The sequence below is a fragment of the Aquabacterium sp. CECT 9606 genome (assembly GCF_918741295.1).
In the GTDB taxonomy this organism is placed as follows: domain Bacteria; phylum Pseudomonadota; class Gammaproteobacteria; order Burkholderiales; family Burkholderiaceae_C; genus Aquabacterium.
Window position 1 is genome coordinate 134619 of sequence record NZ_CAKKNB010000003.1, and the last position, 15264, is coordinate 149882.

Consider the following 15264-nt stretch of genomic DNA (forward strand, 5'->3'; position numbering starts at 1 on the left):
CGACATGGCCGATCCGGCTTTAGAGGTCTTGATCGACGCTCTGCGCTGCCTGCCTGGCGTTGGGCAGAAGTCGGCGCAGCGCATGGCGTTTCACCTTTTGCAGCATGACCGTGTCGGGGCCATGAAGCTGTCGCAGGCGCTGGCCGCGTCCATCGATGAGATCGGGCATTGCGAGCGTTGCCACACCTTCAGCCGCGCCCCCGTGTGCGATGTCTGCCAGGACGAGTCGCGCGACCAGAGCCTGCTGTGCGTGGTCGAAAGCCCGGCCGATCAGGCCGCTTTCGAGCGCACGGGCAGCTACCACGGCCTGTACTTCGTGCTGCTGGGGCGGCTCAGCCCGCTGGATGGCATCGGGGTGCACGACATCGGCCTGACGGCTTTGCTGCAGCGGGCGGTCGATGGGCTGGTCGCAGAGGTGATCCTGGCCACGAATTTCAATGCCGAAGGCGAGGCCACCGCCCACGTCATTGGCGAGGCACTGCGCCAGCGTGGTATGAAAGTAACGCGCCTGGCGCGAGGTGTGCCCGTTGGCAGTGAGTTGGAGTACGTGGACCTGGGTACCATTGCGCACGCGTTCATGGATCGTCGCTGATTGATCCCTGCGCGTTCGTTCTAAAACAGACATGGGTCCGAGAGACCGAGGAGATTTTTGATGACGATTGCCAAATGGACCGTCCTGGCCGCTTTCATGCTGCCTGTCCTGACCGTGGGCATGGCCAAGGCCGCCACGATCAAGCTGGGCCGCCGCAACGGTGGCTATGACAACAACAACCCGCGCGAATGGGCCGGCAAGCTGACGGGGTGGCACCAACGTGCCCATGCCGCGCAGATCAACGGCTTCGAGGCGCTGCCCTTGTTCGCCGCAGCGGTGATCTTTGCGCAAATGGCGCAGGCCGATCAGGCCCGCATCGACATGCTGGCCCTGGCCTTCATCGGCATCCGCGTGGTCTACGTGGCCATGTACCTGGCCAACCTGGGCACGCTGCGTACCTTGGTCTGGACGGCCGGCCTGGCCACCAATATCGCGCTGCTGGCGATGGCTGCCTGAACCAGGCCCTGAGGTGCGGGGAGGTCAGCGAGCGCTGGCCACCCGCACTCGGCTGGCACGACCAGGAGTTGCTCGGCCTTTGACGGCACGGTTGCCAGTGCGGGATGCGCTGGCCACCTTGATCGTGGCCTTGCTGGGCGAGCGCGCGGCGGTGCGGGTGTTTGTCTGCACGGCCTTTTTGCCTGCCGGCACATAGACCACCACGCTTTGCCCACGCTTGAACTTGGCCGAGGCCGACACGCGATTCCATTGCGCAACCTGGGCGGCTGACACGCGGTAGCGGCGTGCCAGACTGGCCACCGAGTCGTTCTTGCCTGCGCGCAAGTTCATGCGGCGCAGCGGGGGCAAATCAGGGGCCAGGGCCATCATGGCGTTGTCGGCCACGCTTTCAGACACGTCTTGCTCGCGGTGCTGGCTGCGAGGCACCAACAGGGTCGAGCCGGCCTTGACCAGCATCTTGGGCGGAATTCGGTTGATCTCGCGCAGCGTGGCTTCGCTCATGCCCACCTGCTTGGCGGCGTCTGCCGGGCGCATGGTGCGTGGCACGGTCCAGGCTGTCCAGGTGGCCAACAGGCCTTTGTGCTGGCTGAGGTTGTGCACAAACTGGCTGGCGTTGTCGTAGGGCAAGAGCACCTGGGGCGTGCCGGCCGCCAGGATCACCGGTTTGTTCATCGAGGGGTTGAGGTCTTTGAACTCATCGGTGGACAAGCCCGCCAGCTTGGCGGCCAGAGACACGTCCATGTCGCGCTGGATGGGCACGCTCACAAAGTAGGGGTGGTTCTCGATGGGCGTCAGGATCAGGCCGAAGCTGTCCGGGCGCAGCACGATGTTGCGCACGGCGTGCAGCTTGGGCACGTAGTTGCGCGTCTCGACGGGCATGTTCAGGCTGAGATAGTCGGTCGGCAGGCCGGCCTTGATGTTGCGGTTGATGGCCTTCTGCACATTGCCTTCGCCCCAGTTGTAGGCGGCCAGGGCCAGGTGCCAGTCGCCGAACTGGCGCTGCAGGCGTTGAAGGTAATCGAGTGCGGCCCGGGTGGAGGCCAGCACATCGCGGCGGTCGTCGCGGAACACGTTTTGCTTGAGCGCGAAGTCCTTGCCCGTGGCCGGCATGAACTGCCAGATCCCCGAGGCGCGGGCTGATGACATGGCCGTCGGGTTGAATGCGCTTTCGATGAAAGGCAGCAGGGCCAGTTCCGTGGGCATCTGGCGGCGCTCGATCTCTTCCAGGACGTGGAAGAGGTAACGGCTGGAGCGCTCGGTCATGCGCTGCACATAGTCGGGGCGGCTGCTGTACTAACGCTCGTGGTCACCGACCAGGGGGATGTCCAGTTCAGGCAGGCCAAAGCCACGGCGCACGCGCACCCACAGATCTTGGTTGGCGCTCACGTCGTCCAGGTTCAGGGTGGTGTCGGGGCGCAGGGGGTCGGTGGGGATGCCAACGGCTTCGCGGGTGTCGTCTTCCTGCTGGGCATCCGCGGGCGCTTGCAGGGGCTTGGCGGTGGGCGCAGCCACGGTGGCCATGGCGGAGGCCGTGGTGGCCTTGGCCAGTTTGCTGGCGCCGTCTTGATCGGCTTGGCCACCTGTGGCTTGGGTGTCCAGGCTGGAGCAGCCGGTGAACAGCAAGGCGCTGAGCAAGGCTGCGCACAGGGCGATGGGACGAAGGGTGGGCTTGGTGCTCATGCTTTGAAATTGTTCTTCCATTGGCGCAGGGCGGTGAAAACCGCCGAGCCGGAGCTGTCCTGCGCGCCATGTTGCTGGGCGCTGGCGATCACCTGAGGCTGGGCGCAGCGCATGAATGGGTTGATCGCCATCTCGGTGGCAATCGTGGTCGGCAAAGTCGGCTTGCCAAGCTGTCTCAGGTGCAGGCAGTCGAGTTCGTAGGCCACAGTGTCGGTGTTTTGCGGTTCCACAGCGCGGGCAAAACGCAGGTTATCCAGGGTGTATTCGTGGGTGCAGCACACGGTGGTGTTGCCGGGAAGGGTGCTGAATCGACTCAAGGCCTGGAACAGTTGTTCGGCCGTGCCGTCGTAAAGACGGCCGCATCCAGCGCTGAAAAGGGTGTCGCCGCAAAACAGCAAGGGCGGCTGGCCGGGTTGAGAAAGGTCGAAACGCACCACATAGGTGATGTGGTCCGCAGTGTGGCCGGGGGTGTCCCACACGTCAACCCTTGTGCCCAGAAAATCTATGTAAACGCCTTCGCCTACCTTGATGTCAACCCCAATGATGTCCGAGTTGGCGGGTCCGTAGACAGGGCCCTCCAAGTGAGGCCGCAGGGCCGCCAGGCCGCCGACATGGTCCGGGTGCCGATGGGTCACTAGAATGAGCGCCAGTTCAAGGCCCAGGCTTTGCAAGGCCTGCAGCACGGGCGCGGAGTCTCCCGGATCCACGACGAGCGCTTTTTGGCCATCGTGAAGCATCCAGATGTAGTTGTCAGTGAAGGCGGGTAGGGCAAGCAGATTCATGACTAAAGTCGCGCCAATTATAGAGTTGCACCCTTGGCTGGCCCTGCCGCCAGGCCAGGCTTTGCTGGAGTGGGAGCAATGCCAGATCGACCGTCTGGTGGCCGATGTGTTTGGTTTTCATGCCATGCAATTGGGCTTGCCCGAACTGGATGGTTTGCGCACGAACCGCATGCCTCACCGCTGGCTGGCACTGGACACAGCCTACCAGGGCTGGACGCCACCGACCGAGAAGGGGCCTGTGTCCCTGGACCAGGGTGCGCCTTTGAGTTTGCGTTGCGATTTCGAGGCCCTGCCGTTTCCAAGCAATAGCCTGGACCTGGTGGTGTTGCCGCACGCGCTGGAGCTGGCACGCGACCCGCACCACACGCTGCGCGAGGTCGAGCGTGTGCTGGTGCCCGAGGGCCGCGTGGTGATCGCCGGGTTCAATCCCGCCAGCTTCTGGGGTTTGCGGCAACGAATGGGCAGTTGGGGTGTTGACCAAGCCACTGTTCTGCCGCAAGGCGAGTTCATCGCCTACTGGCGTTTGCGGGATTGGTTGCGCCTGCTGGATCTGGAAGTGGAGGCCGGCAGTTTTGGCTGCTACCGCCCCATGATCAGCAGCGAAACATGGTGGAATCGGCTGGAGTGGATGGACCGTGCGGGCGACCGTTGGTGGCCGGTGTTGGGCGCTGTTTATTTCGTGGTGGCCGTCAAGAGGGCCAGGGGCATGCGCTTGGTGGGCAAGGTGCGCAAGGCGCGCATGCCTCACCCGGCCGCTGCGCCGGCCGCCGTGACCAGTCGGCAACAGCGACAAGCAGTTTTCAAGAAGGACAGGAATGAGTGAGACGGAACAGCCCGTGGTGGTCTACACCGATGGTGCTTGCAAGGGCAACCCGGGGCCGGGCGGTTGGGGCGTTTGGATGGTGAGCGGGCCCCATCAAAAGGAAATGTGGGGCGGCGAAAGCCTGACGACCAACAACCGCATGGAACTCATGGCCGTGATCCAGGCGCTGACGGCGCTCAAGCGGCGCTGCTCGGTCATCATCTACACCGACAGCCAATACGTGCGCAAAGGCATCACCGAGTGGATCACCGGTTGGAAGCGCAAGGGCTGGAAAACGGCCGACAACAAGCCTGTCAAGAACGCCGACCTGTGGCAACGCCTGGAACAGGCTGCGGCCGAGCACAATGTGGATTGGCGCTGGGTGAAGGGTCACGCGGGCGACCCGGGTAATGAACGCGCTGATGGCCTGGCCAACCGGGGCGCGGCTGAGGCCGTGATGTGAGCTTGGCTTACAGGATCATGACCATGGTCAGCTTGTCGAAATAGCGAACCTGTCCCGGGCCATCAATCAGCTTGATCACGTGGGGCACGACGCCGCAGGCCTGGAAGCCGGCACGTTCGTAAAGCCGGATGGCGGCTGTGCTGGAGGTGCTGACACGCAAGGTGATCTGCTCCAGGCCGATGGCCTTGCGGGCCTCGGCCAGGCAGGCGGTCATGAGCAGGTCGCCCAGGCCTTCACCCATGTGCGACGGGCTGACCATCATGCTGTTCAGTTCGGCGCTGTGCCGCAGCTTCTGCAGGGATTGGCGCTCCAGCCCAATCGTGCCCACCAGCTTGGGTCCAACCCAGGCGCCCAGCAAGAACGTACCACCCAGGGTGTCGTTCAGGCCCAGCCTGCCGATGTAGCTCTCAGGAGGGCGTGCATGTTCGCTTTCGATGTCGTTGTCGAAGGCGTCGATGTGCAGTCTCAAGCCTTCGTCCCGCAAGGATTTGTAGGCGCTCAGATCAGCCGGGCCAATGCGGGCTATTCGGACGCTGGATGGTTCAGGCTGGTCCATGCAGTGTCTCCGGGGTGTTGATGTTGATGAAAGCTGCAGGATCGTTGAAGGATACGCCGATCCAGGTGCAAGACTTGATCCATTGGCCAACACGGCGCTCGCCCTGGGCCAGCGCGGATTCCAGCGATGGACGGGTGCGGGCGTGGATCAAGGCGCAAGTCCAATGGTGGCGGGTTTCGCCGTCGGCGTCCTGGGTCACGGGCACGGCGATGTCAGCATGGTGGCTCAAGGCCTGTTGATGCAATTGGGTGACCAGCGTAGACGGCAAGGCCGGCGTGTCGCAAGCGGCCACCATCAACCATGGTGTCGCAGCTTGGCGCAGGCCGGTGAGGATGCCGGCCAGGGGCCCCAGCGATGCGTTGATGTCCACCGCATCAGGCCAGACCTGGCCCTGGGCCGAGGCCGCTTGCAGCAACTGGCCATAGCGCTCCAGGTCACGGTTGGCGTTGATGTGCAAGGTGCCGACCTGGGCTTGCAAGGCGCGGATCACCCAGCTGGCCAAAGCCTGGCCTTGGTAGAGCTGCAAGCCCTTGTTGACGCCGCCCACGCGCCGGCCTTCACCGCCTGCCAGCAGCCACCCGGTGATCTCGGACTGCGGCAGATGGTCAGCCACCGATGTAGCTCATCTCGATGCGCTGCTCGGGCGCCACGCCCTGGGCACGCAGTTGCGAATATTGGTCTTCGCGCTGGGCCCACAGCTGGCGCAGGCCAGCGGCGATGTCGCTGTCTGAATGGGCCCGGTCGGCGCGCAGCAGGGTGCGCAGATCGTGGCCGCGGCTGGCGAACAGGCAAGTGAACAGCTGGCCATCGGTGGACAGGCGCAGGCGGTTGCAATCGCCGCAAAAAGCCTGCGTGACGCTGGAGATGAAGCCCACCGAGCCTTGGCCATCGGCATAAGACCAGCGCTGGGCGGTTTCGCCCGGGCGTGGGCTGGTGGCGGGCTGCAGCGGAAACTCCGCCTGGATGCGCTGGCGCACCTGGCTTGACGGCAGCACCTGGTCCATCTGCCAGGCATTGGTGTTGCCCACGTCCATGAACTCGATGAAGCGCAACTCGATGCCGGTGCCCCGGAAGTGACGGGCCATGGGCAGGATCTGATCGTCGTTGACGCCGCGCTGAACCACCATGTTGACCTTGATGGGCCCCAGTCCGGCTGCCTGCGCAGCCTCAATGCCGCTCAGCACATCGCCCACAGGGAAGTCGGCATCGTTCATGCGCTTGAACACCGCGTCGTCCAGGGCGTCCAGGCTCACGGTGATGCGGTGCAGCCCCGCGTTTTTCAGCGCCTGTGCCTTGCGGGCCAGGATCGAGCCGTTGGTGGTCAGGGTCAGCTCGGGGGGCTGGCCATCCAGCGTGCGCAACTGCGCCAGTTGTTCCACCAGGCGCTCAAGGTGACGGCGCAACAAAGGTTCGCCGCCAGTCAGGCGCAGCTTGCGAACACCCAGACCCAGGAAGATGCGCGCCGTTCGCGTGATTTCTTCAAAGGACAGCAACTGTGGCTGCGGCAGGAACGGGTGGTCGCTGCCAAACACATCGCGCGGCATGCAATAGCCGCAGCGGAAGTTGCAGCGATCGGTCACGGAGATGCGCAGGTCGCGCAAGGGGCGGCCCAGCCTGTCGATCGGCTCGCCGTGGGCCGCGCGGGGCCCTGTCAGGGGAAGGATGGGGCTGGTTCGGGGCGACCGCAGTTGCTCGCGCAAACGTTGCAGGGGGACCAGCGTTGACTCACTCATGGCCGCCATTGTGCGGCAGCGAGGACGCCGTGCGTGCGGCCTTCACCACGTATCCCGGGGGGATGTCGGGCTTATCGGGCGGTCAAGGTGTGGCCGGGGCCGCAGCCTCGACCTTGGGCGCGCGGCGGGCGCCGTCAAAGCGCTTTTGCCAGTAGGACAAGCGCATGTCTTCTACGCGCACCTCGCCGCCAGCGCGGGGTGAGTGGATGAACTTGTTGTCGCCGATGTAGATGCCAACGTGCGAGAAGGTGTGGCGCAAGGTGTTGAAGAACACCAGGTCGCCGGGCTTGAGCTCTGCCTGCTTGACCGACACCAGATCGGGCGAATTGGCTTGTTCCGAGGCGCGGCGCGGCAGGATCAGGCCCACGCTGTTTTCAAACACATGGCGGGTGAAGCCGCTGCAGTCAAAACCGCTTTCAGACGATTGGCCGCCCCGCTTGTAGGGCACGCCCAAAAAATTCATGGCCGACAGCACCAGTTCAGACGCCACATTGGTGGCTTTGTCGCGAACCTGTTGCGCGAGGTCGGTGACCGGCTTGGTGTTGATCAGTTTTTTGTCCAGCAAAAAACGGCTGATCGGGTCGCCGCTGGTTTCGGCGGCAACAGGGGGCGTGGCGTTGGTGGTGGCCGCAGGGGCTTGGCCGGTCAGCGCCGTGATGGCGGCTACCGCATCAGGGCTGAGGGCTTGTGCCTGGTTGGCCGTTTGGGCGCTGGCCACCGAAGCCGACAAGGCCAGGCCAATGGCCCAAGCGCTGGCGGCTTTGGAAAAAGCAGAACTGCTACGGCAAAACGCAAAAGGCATGGGGCGCAAGCTTAAGTTGACTTCGCGATCGACGTCAACCCGAAAAACACGGTCAAAACATCACGTTATCACCGATTCCTCAAGAAACTTGCGCCCTTTGGTTGCCGGGTGTACCCGTTGGTTACAGCACGTTCAACGTCACGGTGATGTTGTTGCGTGTGGCGTTGGAGTAGGGGCAGACGATGTGGGCGGCGTCCACCAAAGCCTTGGCTTCGTCAGCGGGCATGCCGGGCAAGGTGATGTTCAGGGTGGCCTGGATGCCGAAACCGGTGGGGATGGGACCGATGGACACATCGCCTTGCACGGTGGTGCCGGCAGGCAGGGGCTTCTTCTGCTGGCTGGCCACGAAACCCATGGCGCCCAGGAAGCAAGCCGAATAGCCCGCGGCAAACAACTGCTCGGGGTTGGTGCCCTTGCCGTTGCCGCCCATTTCTTTGGGTAAGGCCAGCGAGACGTCAAGCAGGTTGTCGGACGACACGGCGCGGCCTTCGCGGCCCCCGGTGGCGGTGGCGTGGGCGGTGTAGACGATTTTTTCAAGCGACATGGTGAGCTCCAGGCAGTTGGTAGTGTTAAATTAAATTGTGCGCAATTGAATTTTAGGGCGCTTTGGATGGCCCCGACGCTCATGGGGGCAATGCCCGCAAGCCTTGGTCAGGCCGGCGTGGCGCGGCTCAGCATTTGCAGGCCCATGGCACGGAATGCGGGAAGGGGTGATTGCGACAGCGCCTCGCCCGCTTGGCGCAAATACCGAGGAGTAGCGGTTTCAGGCACCTTGGCCAGCCATTCCAGGGCCTCGGCCTCACGGCCTTGGGCGGCCAGCATGCCGGCGTAGCAAAATTGGCCGCGAAAATCCCCGCCCTCGGCACCTCGTTGGTAGCAAAGAAAGGCCATGGCCAAGTCTTTTTCTACCAGCAAACCGTCTTCGTGATAGCGGCCCAGCTTGGCAAACGCTTTGGCGTAGCCTTGCTCTGCGGCTTGGCGATAAAGTGCCAAAGCCTGCGCGTGGTCTTGCGTTACACCTTGGCCGCTGGCCAGCAGATTGGCCAGGTTGTAGCGCGCTTCTGGCAGCGATGTGGCTGCAGCCTTGCGGTACCAATGCGCCGCTTTGTCCGCGTCAACCGCGGTGCCCCAGCCTTGTTCGTGGCACCGGCCCGCCATGTTCATCCCCATGGGGTGGTTTTGCTGGGCGGCGTGCAAAAACCAATGCAGGGCCTGCACCGGATCGCGCTCCAGGCCACGCCCATCCAGCAGCCATTGGCCCAGCACGGCCTGCGCGCCGGCGTGCCCGAGGCGGGCGGTGGCCAGCATCCAGCGGGCGGCGTCTTGAGGGGGCACCAGCATCACCGCTTCCCACGTGGTGGGAAGGATGTGGTTCAACTCCTCGGCGGAGCTGGGTAAAGTGGGCAGGGGCGGTGAATGGGCGAAGGCAGGGGTCGACATTTATCAATTATCGATGGGCAAATGACCTTGGACACACGTTTGGAGGGGAGGACGGCGGCGGCCTAATTCGATAGGATGGAGGCCAGGATGGATGGAAACGAGCAATGTCTCTGATCGAAAAGACGATAGCCCTGTCGATTGCCGCCGCTTGCCTGGTCATGTTGGTGCGGCTGATGATTGGCAGCCGACGCCGTGATCGGCTGGACCATGCTGTGGTGGGCCGCTGGCGGCGCTACAGCACCTGGGTTGTCAAAACCTGGCGCTGGCGTGTGTCCAAGAAAAAGGCCGCCAAAGAGGCGCAGGCCGTCATCAACCGGGCCCGCACCCGGGGTGATTGGGATGGCAACGTGTTCCGCCCCAAGTCCTTTCAAAAACCGGACAACAAGCCCCGCAAGCCTGTTGACCGGGACAGCCACTAAGCCGCATACAGCTCGTTGCTGGCGGCAATCGGGTCGCCAGCCCGTGCGTAGGCCGTGCTCCAGCGCTCATAGCTGGGTGACAAAGCCACTTTGTTGGGGTGAAAGCCCGGCTTGAAATAGCTGAAAAAATGTCCGGCCAAGGCGGTGAACACGCCCTTGGGGCCATACAGCCAGGCCATCCCCTTGCCCATGATCCTGAGGCGCTGCCAGAAGCCAAAACCATCCGCCTTGAGCAGGAAGTTCACGGCCAGGTAGCTGTAGATGCTGAAGTGCAAGGTGCACTGCAGCATGGCCAGGCAGCGCACGATGTAACCCACGCGGGCGCCTTGCTGCATCACATCAAAGGCCACAGATTTGTGCTCCAGCTCCTCGATGGCATGCCAGGCGTACATGGCCCGCACGCGCGGGTCAGCGTCCTGCATCACCGGCCCGTGGTCGAAGAAGCCGTAGACCATGGTCGCGGTCAGGTGTTCCAGTGCGGCCGTGGCGGCCAGGTTGTAGGCCTTGGGAAAGTATTTCCAGTAGATGTTGAACTGGATGTAGTTCTGCACGCGCAGCACTTTGTCAATGTCGATGCCCTGGCGGCGCAGCACCTCGTTGAACTGGTTGTGGATGATGCCGTGTTGCCCTTCCTGTCGATTGAAATCCTTGATGTCTTCCTGCAGGGCCAGGTCGGTGATGGTGTGCTTGAAGGCGCGCACGGCCATCATGAACAAGCGCTCGCCATCGGGGAAGGACAAGGACATGGCGTCGAAGTAGCGCGTTTTAAAAGGGTCGCCGCCAAACCAGTGGCGGGGCAGGTCCTGGTCGTCGAGCTTGAAGTCAAGCTCGCTGCGGGGCGTGATGGTCAGGTGGTGGCTCATAAATGACTCTCGGGTCAGTAATCCGATGAGTCGTAATTTAAGAGTCACCTTCTTCGAGGGCTATGCCGCCAGATGCCAGGAGGGCAGTCCAGGTGACAAGACGAGTTAGGGGAAACCCGAAATCCTGCGGAAATGGCTGGGCGACACCTTGGCCCACCGCACAAAGGCTTGGGTGAAGCTGCGCCGGTCGGCAAAACCCAGGCGCTCGCTGATCAACTCGACCGACAGCGCGCCTTCCTTCAGCCACTCGCTGGCCAGGTGAAAGCGCACCCGGGCTTGCAGGTCGGAGTAGTTCTGGCCTGCGTCGCGCAAGCGCCGTTGCAAGGTGCGCGGATGCAGGTTCAAGGTGTCTGCCACGTCTTCCAGGCGCTGGCTTAGCAAGGTGGGGTTGGCCACCAGCGAGCGTTCGAGCAGCGCGGCCACGCTGTCTTCAGGCAAGGCCATGTCCGTGAGCTGGCGTTCCACGCGCTCGGCGGCACGCTGGTGAAGCGCGGGCAGGGCATTTTTCAAGGGGGCATCGAGCCAATGGTGGTCAAACCACACAGCGTCTTCCGCCTGGCCAAAGTGCACTGGGGCCTGGAAGTGCGCTTCGTAAACGCGTGCATCGACCAGCGGTCGCGAGCGTCGCAAGGACACCGAGCGCAAGGTGAAGTCGTTGCCCGCCAGCAGGCGCGCGGTTTTGAGCGAAGCCGACATGGTCATGTCGACGCAGTCGTGGAAGAGGCCGCTCAGCTCGGGCGGCAGGTCTTGCCATGACAAAGTGACGCCGGCCTGCCCATCGCGTTCCACGATTTTTTGGTGCAGGTGCGGGTTGATCAGCACGCGTACCCAGTCGAACACGCGCTCGGCATGGCGCAGGCTGGCACAGGTGGCCAGGAAGGTCTCGATGTCCGGCACGTACTGGAAGACGAAGTGCGTGCCCAGCACAAAGGGAAAGTGCAGATCTTTGTGGCGCTGGTGGGTCTCGACCGCACAGATGGTCATGGCGCGGGCGATGGTTTCGCAAGACACCCTGGTGGTTTGTGGCTCGATCGTGGCCAGGTCCACCCCTACCTCGGTCAGGATGGCGCCCAGGTCGATGCCGCAATGGGCCGCTGCGCTCAGCCAGTTGGGCAGCGAGAAGAATGGGATCGACGTGGAGGCCGCCGGGGGCGGTGTGTTGGTGGTCGGCATGCCCCGCAGTTTATGCCGCCCGTCCGGTTTCCGTCGCCCAGGTTTTTCAGTCCAGAAACTGCGGCGTCTGCTTGCTCATCTGCGCCATCATGGCCGCCTGCAGGTCGGTTGACATCAGCATGGCGGCGTTCCAGGTGGCGATGTAGTTCAGGCCATCGGCCACGCTGTGGTCGCGGGCGTACATGATCATCTCTTTGGTGCCCCGGATCGACAGTGGTGATTTGGCCGCAATCGTTGCCGCAATCTCGCGCACGCCACTGCGCAGGGCTTCGGGCGTGTCGAACACGCGGTTGACCAGGCCGATCTCCTTGGCCTCAGCCGCCAGCACCTTGCGGCCGGTGTAGGCCAGCTCGCGCGCCATGCCATCGCTGATCAGCTTGGGCAGGCGCTGCAAGGTGCCCACGTCGGCCGTCATGCCGATGTCGATTTCCTTGATGGTGAAGTAGGCCTCGGCACTGCAGTAGCGCATGTCGGTGCAGGTGACCAGGTCGACGCCCCCGCCCACGCAGGCGCCGTGGATGGCGGCCAGCACGGGCTTGCGGCAGCGCTCCATGCTGCTCAAGGTGTCTTGCAGGTCGAGGATCATGCGGCGCAGGTTCTCGCGGGTGCGGCCATCGCAATCGCTTTTGATCTGCGCTTGCAGGCCCATCATCATGGTCAGGTCGATGCCCGAGGTGAAGTGCTTGCCTTCGCCTTCGATGATGGCCACGCGCGCCTCGGGCGTGGTGTCGATCCACTGGAAGGCTTGGCGGATCTCGTGCCACATGGCCAGGTTCATGGCGTTGGCTTTGTCGGGCCTGTTCAAGCGCACGGTGGCGATGTGATCGGCCAGCGTGAGGGTCAGGGTTTCAAACGTGGGGGTGCTCATGATGCTTTGCTTTCTTTGTAAGCGGGCAGGTAGGCCGCCAGGCGCGCGCCCATCTCGGCGCCCAGTGCTTGCAGGCCGTTGAGGGGGCGCACCATCACCTCGAAATCGACGATCAGGCCCGCCTCGTCGAAGCGGATCATGTCGATGCCCTTGAGCGACTTGTCGCCCACCATGGCGCTGAACTCCAGCACCACGTTCAGGCCATCTTCGGCCACCAGGGTGCGGTGGTATTCAAACTGCGTGAACACCTTCATCACGGTGTTGAGGATGAGGTTGACGGCCGCCGCACTCACGTAGGGCTTGAAGGCCATGGGTGAGCGGAACACGGCGGTGTCGTTCAGGATCGTGGGCAGCCGGCCCATGTCTTGAAGGGACACCATCTCGTGCCACAAGGCGAGGGACGCGGCCGCGGCGGGCTTCAATGCGGTGCTGGTGGTCATGGTCTCAGGCTCCGATGGATGAGATCGACGGTCAGATGGCGGCGGCCAGTTCGGCACCTTGCTTGATGGCACGCTTGGCGTCCAGCTCGGCGGCCACGTCGGCGCCACCGATCAGGTGCACGGGGCGGCCAGCGGCTTGCAGCTCGGCCTGCAGTTCACGCAGCGGCTCCTGGCCTGCGCACAGGATCACTGTGTCGGCGGGGATGAGCTTGGGCTCGCCACCCACGGTGATGTGCAGGCCGGCGTCGTCCACCTTGTCATACGTGACGCCTGCGATCATGTGCACGGCGCGGTTCTTCAAACCCGTGCGGTGGATCCAGCCCGTGGTCTTGCCCAGGCCATCGCCCACCTTGCTGGTCTTGCGCTGCAACAGGTAGACCTGCCTGGGCGACTTTTCCAAGTCGGCCGGCTTGATGCCGCCACGGTCGGCGTAGGTGGTGTCGATGCCCCACTCGGCGTAGAACTTGGTGGGGTTTAGGCTGGCGCTTTCGCCAGCGTGCGTGAGGTACTCGGCCACGTCGAAGCCGATACCGCCCGCGCCGATGATGGCGACCACATTGCCCACGGGCTTGCCGTCGCGCAGCACGTCGAGGTAGCTGATGACCTTGGGGTGGTTCACGCCCTCGATGGGCGGCGTGCGCGGTGTGACGCCGGTGGCCAACACCACTTCATCGAAGCCGCCCGCGATCAGGTCTTGCGCGGTCACGCGCTGGTTGAACTGCGTCTTCACGCCCGTCAGCGCCAGTTGCTTGCGGAAATAGCGCAGGGTTTCGTAGAACTCTTCCTTGCCCGGCACCTTCTTGGCGACGTTGAACTGGCCGCCCACATCGGGGCCGGCTTCGAACAGGGTGACGTCGTGGCCGCGCTCGGCCGAATAGGTGGCGAAGCTCAAGCCCGCCGGGCCGGCGCCGACCACGGCGATGCGCTTGACTTGCGTGGTGCGCGGGAAGTTGAGCAGCGTCTCGTGGCATGCGCGCGGGTTGACCAGGCAGGAGGTGATCTTGCCGCCGAAGGTGTGGTCCAGGCAGGCCTGGTTGCAGCCGATGCAGGTGTTGATCTCATCCGCGCGGCCTTCCTTGGCCTTTTGCACGAAGAAGGCATCGGCCAGAAGCGGGCGCGCCATCGAGACCATGTCGCAGAAGCCATCGGCCAGCAGGGCCTCGGCCACTTCGGGCGTGTTGATGCGGTTGGTGGCGACCAGGGGGATGCCCACGTGGCCCTTCATCTTCTGCGTGACCCAGGCGAAGGCCGCGCGCGGCACCTTGGTGGCGATGGTGGGGATGCGCGCCTCGTGCCAGCCGATGCCGGTGTTGAGGATGGTGGCGCCGGCCGCCTCGATGGCCTGGGCCAGTTGCACCACCTCTTCAAAGGTGGAACCGCCTTCGACCAGGTCGAGCATGGACAGGCGGTAAATGATGATGAAGTTGGGGCCGACGCGTTCGCGCACGCGCTTGACGATCTCGATGGGGAAGCGGATGCGGTTGGCGTAGCTGCCGCCCCATTCGTCGTCGCGCTGGTTGGTGCGGGCGGCGATGAACTCGTTGATCAGGTAGCCCTCGGAGCCCATCACCTCGACGCCGTCGTAGCCGGCCGATTGGGCCAGGGCAGCGCAGCGGGCGTAGTCGTCGATCGTTTTGGCGACTTCATCGGACGTGAGTGCGCGCGGGGTGGCGGGGCTGATGGGCGCCTTGATGGCGCTGGGGCCGACCAGGCCGGGGTGGTAGGCGTAGCGGCCGAAGTGCAGGATCTGCAGGGCGATCTTGCCGCCTTCGCGGTGCACGGCTTCGGTCACCACCTTGTGGTGGTCGGCTTCTTCTGGCGTGGTGAGGCGCGAGCCGCCGGGGAAGGGCGCGCCTTCGTCATTGGGGGCGATGCCGCCGGTGACGATCAGGCCCACACCGCCGCGCGCCCGCTCGGCGTAGAAGGCGGCCATGCGGTTGAAGCCGTCCTTGGCTTCTTCCAGGCCCACGTGCATGGAACCCATGATGACGCGGTTGGGGAGGGTGGTGAAGCCGAGGTCGAGGGGTTGCAGGAGGTGGGGGTAGGGGGTGGGCATGTGTGGGGGCCTTGCAAGCGGAGGGGTTATGCAATCAGTTGCAGGACTGTAGGGGATGGAGGGTTTTTATGCAACTGGTTGCATAAGAGGGTGGGGAGTGAAGCTATTTGGGCGGAGCGCGAGGCTTTTTGGGGCGAGC

At 63.9% G+C, this 15264-nt stretch carries 19 protein-coding genes; 5 read left to right on the forward strand and 14 right to left on the reverse strand.

The window, feature by feature from the left end:
- Positions 1-4: 4 nt before the first annotated feature.
- On the forward strand, positions 5-592 hold the full coding sequence (gene recR, locus LQ232_RS13270) for a recombination mediator RecR (RefSeq protein ID WP_230180825.1): 588 nt from the start codon (positions 5-7) through the stop codon (positions 590-592).
- A gap of 60 nt (positions 593-652) precedes the next feature.
- Positions 653-1048, forward strand: coding sequence for an MAPEG family protein (locus tag LQ232_RS13275; RefSeq protein ID WP_230180826.1), 396 nt, complete (start codon positions 653-655; stop codon positions 1046-1048).
- A 24-nt stretch (positions 1049-1072) separates the two neighbouring features.
- On the opposite strand, the gene LQ232_RS13280 is transcribed toward LQ232_RS13275, so the two are convergent.
- From LQ232_RS13280 to gloB, 3 genes are read right to left on the reverse strand one after another with little or no spacing between them, the layout of a single operon-like run.
- Entirely contained in the window at positions 1073-2311 is a 1239-nt protein-coding gene (locus tag LQ232_RS13280) for a transglycosylase SLT domain-containing protein (RefSeq protein ID WP_371820237.1), read from the reverse strand.
- A gap of 30 nt (positions 2312-2341) precedes the next feature.
- Positions 2342-2728 carry a hypothetical protein gene (locus tag LQ232_RS23650; RefSeq protein ID WP_371820238.1) on the reverse strand — a complete coding sequence of 129 codons (387 nt, stop codon included), beginning with the start codon at positions 2726-2728 and terminating at the stop codon, positions 2342-2344.
- Positions 2725-3510, reverse strand: coding sequence for a hydroxyacylglutathione hydrolase (gene gloB / locus LQ232_RS13285; protein WP_230180827.1), 786 nt, complete (start codon positions 3508-3510; stop codon positions 2725-2727). The genes LQ232_RS23650 and gloB overlap by 4 nt, the downstream gene beginning before the upstream one ends.
- On the opposite strand from gloB, the gene LQ232_RS13290 reads away from it, so the two are divergent.
- Both LQ232_RS13290 and rnhA read left to right on the forward strand, forming a co-directional pair.
- Entirely contained in the window at positions 3509-4333 is an 825-nt protein-coding gene (locus LQ232_RS13290) for a class I SAM-dependent methyltransferase (protein WP_230180828.1), read from the forward strand. The genes gloB and LQ232_RS13290 overlap by 2 nt on opposite strands.
- Positions 4326-4775 (forward strand): ribonuclease HI, encoded by a 450-nt coding sequence (rnhA, locus tag LQ232_RS13295; protein WP_230180829.1) that lies wholly within the window; start codon positions 4326-4328, stop codon positions 4773-4775. Before LQ232_RS13290 ends, rnhA begins: the two co-directional genes overlap by 8 nt.
- A gap of 7 nt (positions 4776-4782) precedes the next feature.
- On the opposite strand, the gene LQ232_RS13300 is transcribed toward rnhA, so the two are convergent.
- The 6 genes from LQ232_RS13300 to LQ232_RS13325 form a co-directional block, all read right to left on the reverse strand.
- Positions 4783-5331 carry a GNAT family N-acetyltransferase gene (locus LQ232_RS13300; RefSeq protein WP_230180830.1) on the reverse strand — a complete coding sequence of 183 codons (549 nt, stop codon included), beginning with the start codon at positions 5329-5331 and terminating at the stop codon, positions 4783-4785.
- On the reverse strand, positions 5318-5944 hold the full coding sequence (gene mobA / locus LQ232_RS13305) for a molybdenum cofactor guanylyltransferase MobA (RefSeq protein WP_230180831.1): 627 nt from the start codon (positions 5942-5944) through the stop codon (positions 5318-5320). The genes LQ232_RS13300 and mobA overlap by 14 nt, the downstream gene beginning before the upstream one ends.
- Positions 5937-7064, reverse strand: a complete 1128-nt coding sequence (moaA, locus tag LQ232_RS13310; protein ID WP_230180832.1) for a GTP 3',8-cyclase MoaA — start codon at positions 7062-7064, stop codon at positions 5937-5939. The genes mobA and moaA overlap by 8 nt, the downstream gene beginning before the upstream one ends.
- 82 nt (positions 7065-7146) lie before the next feature.
- Positions 7147-7866: a C40 family peptidase gene (locus LQ232_RS13315; protein ID WP_371820239.1), complete on the reverse strand. Its 720-nt coding sequence runs from the start codon at positions 7864-7866 to the stop codon at positions 7147-7149.
- A gap of 121 nt (positions 7867-7987) precedes the next feature.
- Positions 7988-8410, reverse strand: a complete 423-nt coding sequence (locus tag LQ232_RS13320) for an organic hydroperoxide resistance protein (protein WP_230180833.1) — start codon at positions 8408-8410, stop codon at positions 7988-7990.
- A gap of 107 nt (positions 8411-8517) precedes the next feature.
- Entirely contained in the window at positions 8518-9306 is a 789-nt protein-coding gene (locus LQ232_RS13325; RefSeq protein ID WP_371820240.1) for a tetratricopeptide repeat protein, read from the reverse strand.
- Positions 9307-9410: 104 nt separating this feature from the next.
- Here LQ232_RS13325 and LQ232_RS13330 point away from each other — a divergent pair, with 104 nt between their 5' ends.
- On the forward strand, positions 9411-9725 hold the full coding sequence (locus LQ232_RS13330; RefSeq protein ID WP_230180834.1) for a hypothetical protein: 315 nt from the start codon (positions 9411-9413) through the stop codon (positions 9723-9725).
- On the opposite strand, the gene LQ232_RS13335 is transcribed toward LQ232_RS13330, so the two are convergent.
- From LQ232_RS13335 to LQ232_RS13355, 5 genes are all read right to left on the reverse strand, one after another.
- Positions 9722-10588 carry a metal-dependent hydrolase gene (locus tag LQ232_RS13335; protein WP_230180835.1) on the reverse strand — a complete coding sequence of 289 codons (867 nt, stop codon included), beginning with the start codon at positions 10586-10588 and terminating at the stop codon, positions 9722-9724. The two genes, LQ232_RS13330 and LQ232_RS13335, sit on opposite strands and share 4 nt — an antisense overlap.
- Positions 10589-10693: 105 nt before the next feature.
- The gene (locus LQ232_RS13340) at positions 10694-11761 is read right to left on the reverse strand and encodes an AraC family transcriptional regulator (protein ID WP_230180836.1); all 1068 of its coding nucleotides are present in this window, start codon (positions 11759-11761) and stop codon (positions 10694-10696) included.
- A 46-nt stretch (positions 11762-11807) separates the two neighbouring features.
- Positions 11808-12629: a crotonase/enoyl-CoA hydratase family protein gene (locus LQ232_RS13345; RefSeq protein WP_230180837.1), complete on the reverse strand. Its 822-nt coding sequence runs from the start codon at positions 12627-12629 to the stop codon at positions 11808-11810.
- Positions 12626-13069, reverse strand: coding sequence for a nuclear transport factor 2 family protein (locus LQ232_RS13350; protein ID WP_230180838.1), 444 nt, complete (start codon positions 13067-13069; stop codon positions 12626-12628). Before LQ232_RS13350 ends, LQ232_RS13345 begins: the two co-directional genes overlap by 4 nt.
- Positions 13070-13100: 31 nt before the next feature.
- A complete protein-coding gene (locus LQ232_RS13355) occupies positions 13101-15125 on the reverse strand; it encodes an FAD-dependent oxidoreductase (protein ID WP_230180839.1) in 2025 nt (674 codons plus the stop codon).
- Positions 15126-15264 lie beyond the last annotated feature (139 nt).

Excerpts from the sequence above, each read along its gene's own strand:
- rnhA (WP_230180829.1), top strand. The coding sequence starts at position 4,326 with ATGAGTGAGACGGAACAGCCCGTGGTGGTCTACACCGATGGTGCTTGC.
- LQ232_RS13345 (WP_230180837.1), bottom strand. The coding sequence starts at position 12,629 with ATGAGCACCCCCACGTTTGAAACCCTGACCCTCACGCTGGCCGATCAC.
- LQ232_RS13290 (WP_230180828.1), top strand. The coding sequence starts at position 3,509 with ATGACTAAAGTCGCGCCAATTATAGAGTTGCACCCTTGGCTGGCCCTG.
- LQ232_RS13335 (WP_230180835.1), bottom strand. The coding sequence starts at position 10,588 with ATGAGCCACCACCTGACCATCACGCCCCGCAGCGAGCTTGACTTCAAG.
- LQ232_RS13350 (WP_230180838.1), bottom strand. The coding sequence starts at position 13,069 with ATGACCACCAGCACCGCATTGAAGCCCGCCGCGGCCGCGTCCCTCGCC.
- LQ232_RS13315 (WP_371820239.1), bottom strand. The coding sequence starts at position 7,866 with ATGCCTTTTGCGTTTTGCCGTAGCAGTTCTGCTTTTTCCAAAGCCGCC.
- LQ232_RS13300 (WP_230180830.1), bottom strand. The coding sequence starts at position 5,331 with ATGGACCAGCCTGAACCATCCAGCGTCCGAATAGCCCGCATTGGCCCG.
- LQ232_RS13340 (WP_230180836.1), bottom strand. The coding sequence starts at position 11,761 with ATGCCGACCACCAACACACCGCCCCCGGCGGCCTCCACGTCGATCCCA.
- moaA (WP_230180832.1), bottom strand. The coding sequence starts at position 7,064 with ATGAGTGAGTCAACGCTGGTCCCCCTGCAACGTTTGCGCGAGCAACTG.
- gloB (WP_230180827.1), bottom strand. The coding sequence starts at position 3,510 with ATGAATCTGCTTGCCCTACCCGCCTTCACTGACAACTACATCTGGATG.
- LQ232_RS13320 (WP_230180833.1), bottom strand. The coding sequence starts at position 8,410 with ATGTCGCTTGAAAAAATCGTCTACACCGCCCACGCCACCGCCACCGGG.
- LQ232_RS23650 (WP_371820238.1), bottom strand. The coding sequence starts at position 2,728 with ATGAGCACCAAGCCCACCCTTCGTCCCATCGCCCTGTGCGCAGCCTTG.
- LQ232_RS13330 (WP_230180834.1), top strand. The coding sequence starts at position 9,411 with ATGTCTCTGATCGAAAAGACGATAGCCCTGTCGATTGCCGCCGCTTGC.
- LQ232_RS13275 (WP_230180826.1), top strand. The coding sequence starts at position 653 with ATGACGATTGCCAAATGGACCGTCCTGGCCGCTTTCATGCTGCCTGTC.
- recR (WP_230180825.1), top strand. The coding sequence starts at position 5 with ATGGCCGATCCGGCTTTAGAGGTCTTGATCGACGCTCTGCGCTGCCTG.
- LQ232_RS13355 (WP_230180839.1), bottom strand. The coding sequence starts at position 15,125 with ATGCCCACCCCCTACCCCCACCTCCTGCAACCCCTCGACCTCGGCTTC.
- LQ232_RS13325 (WP_371820240.1), bottom strand. The coding sequence starts at position 9,306 with ATGTCGACCCCTGCCTTCGCCCATTCACCGCCCCTGCCCACTTTACCC.
- LQ232_RS13280 (WP_371820237.1), bottom strand. The coding sequence starts at position 2,311 with ATGACCGAGCGCTCCAGCCGTTACCTCTTCCACGTCCTGGAAGAGATC.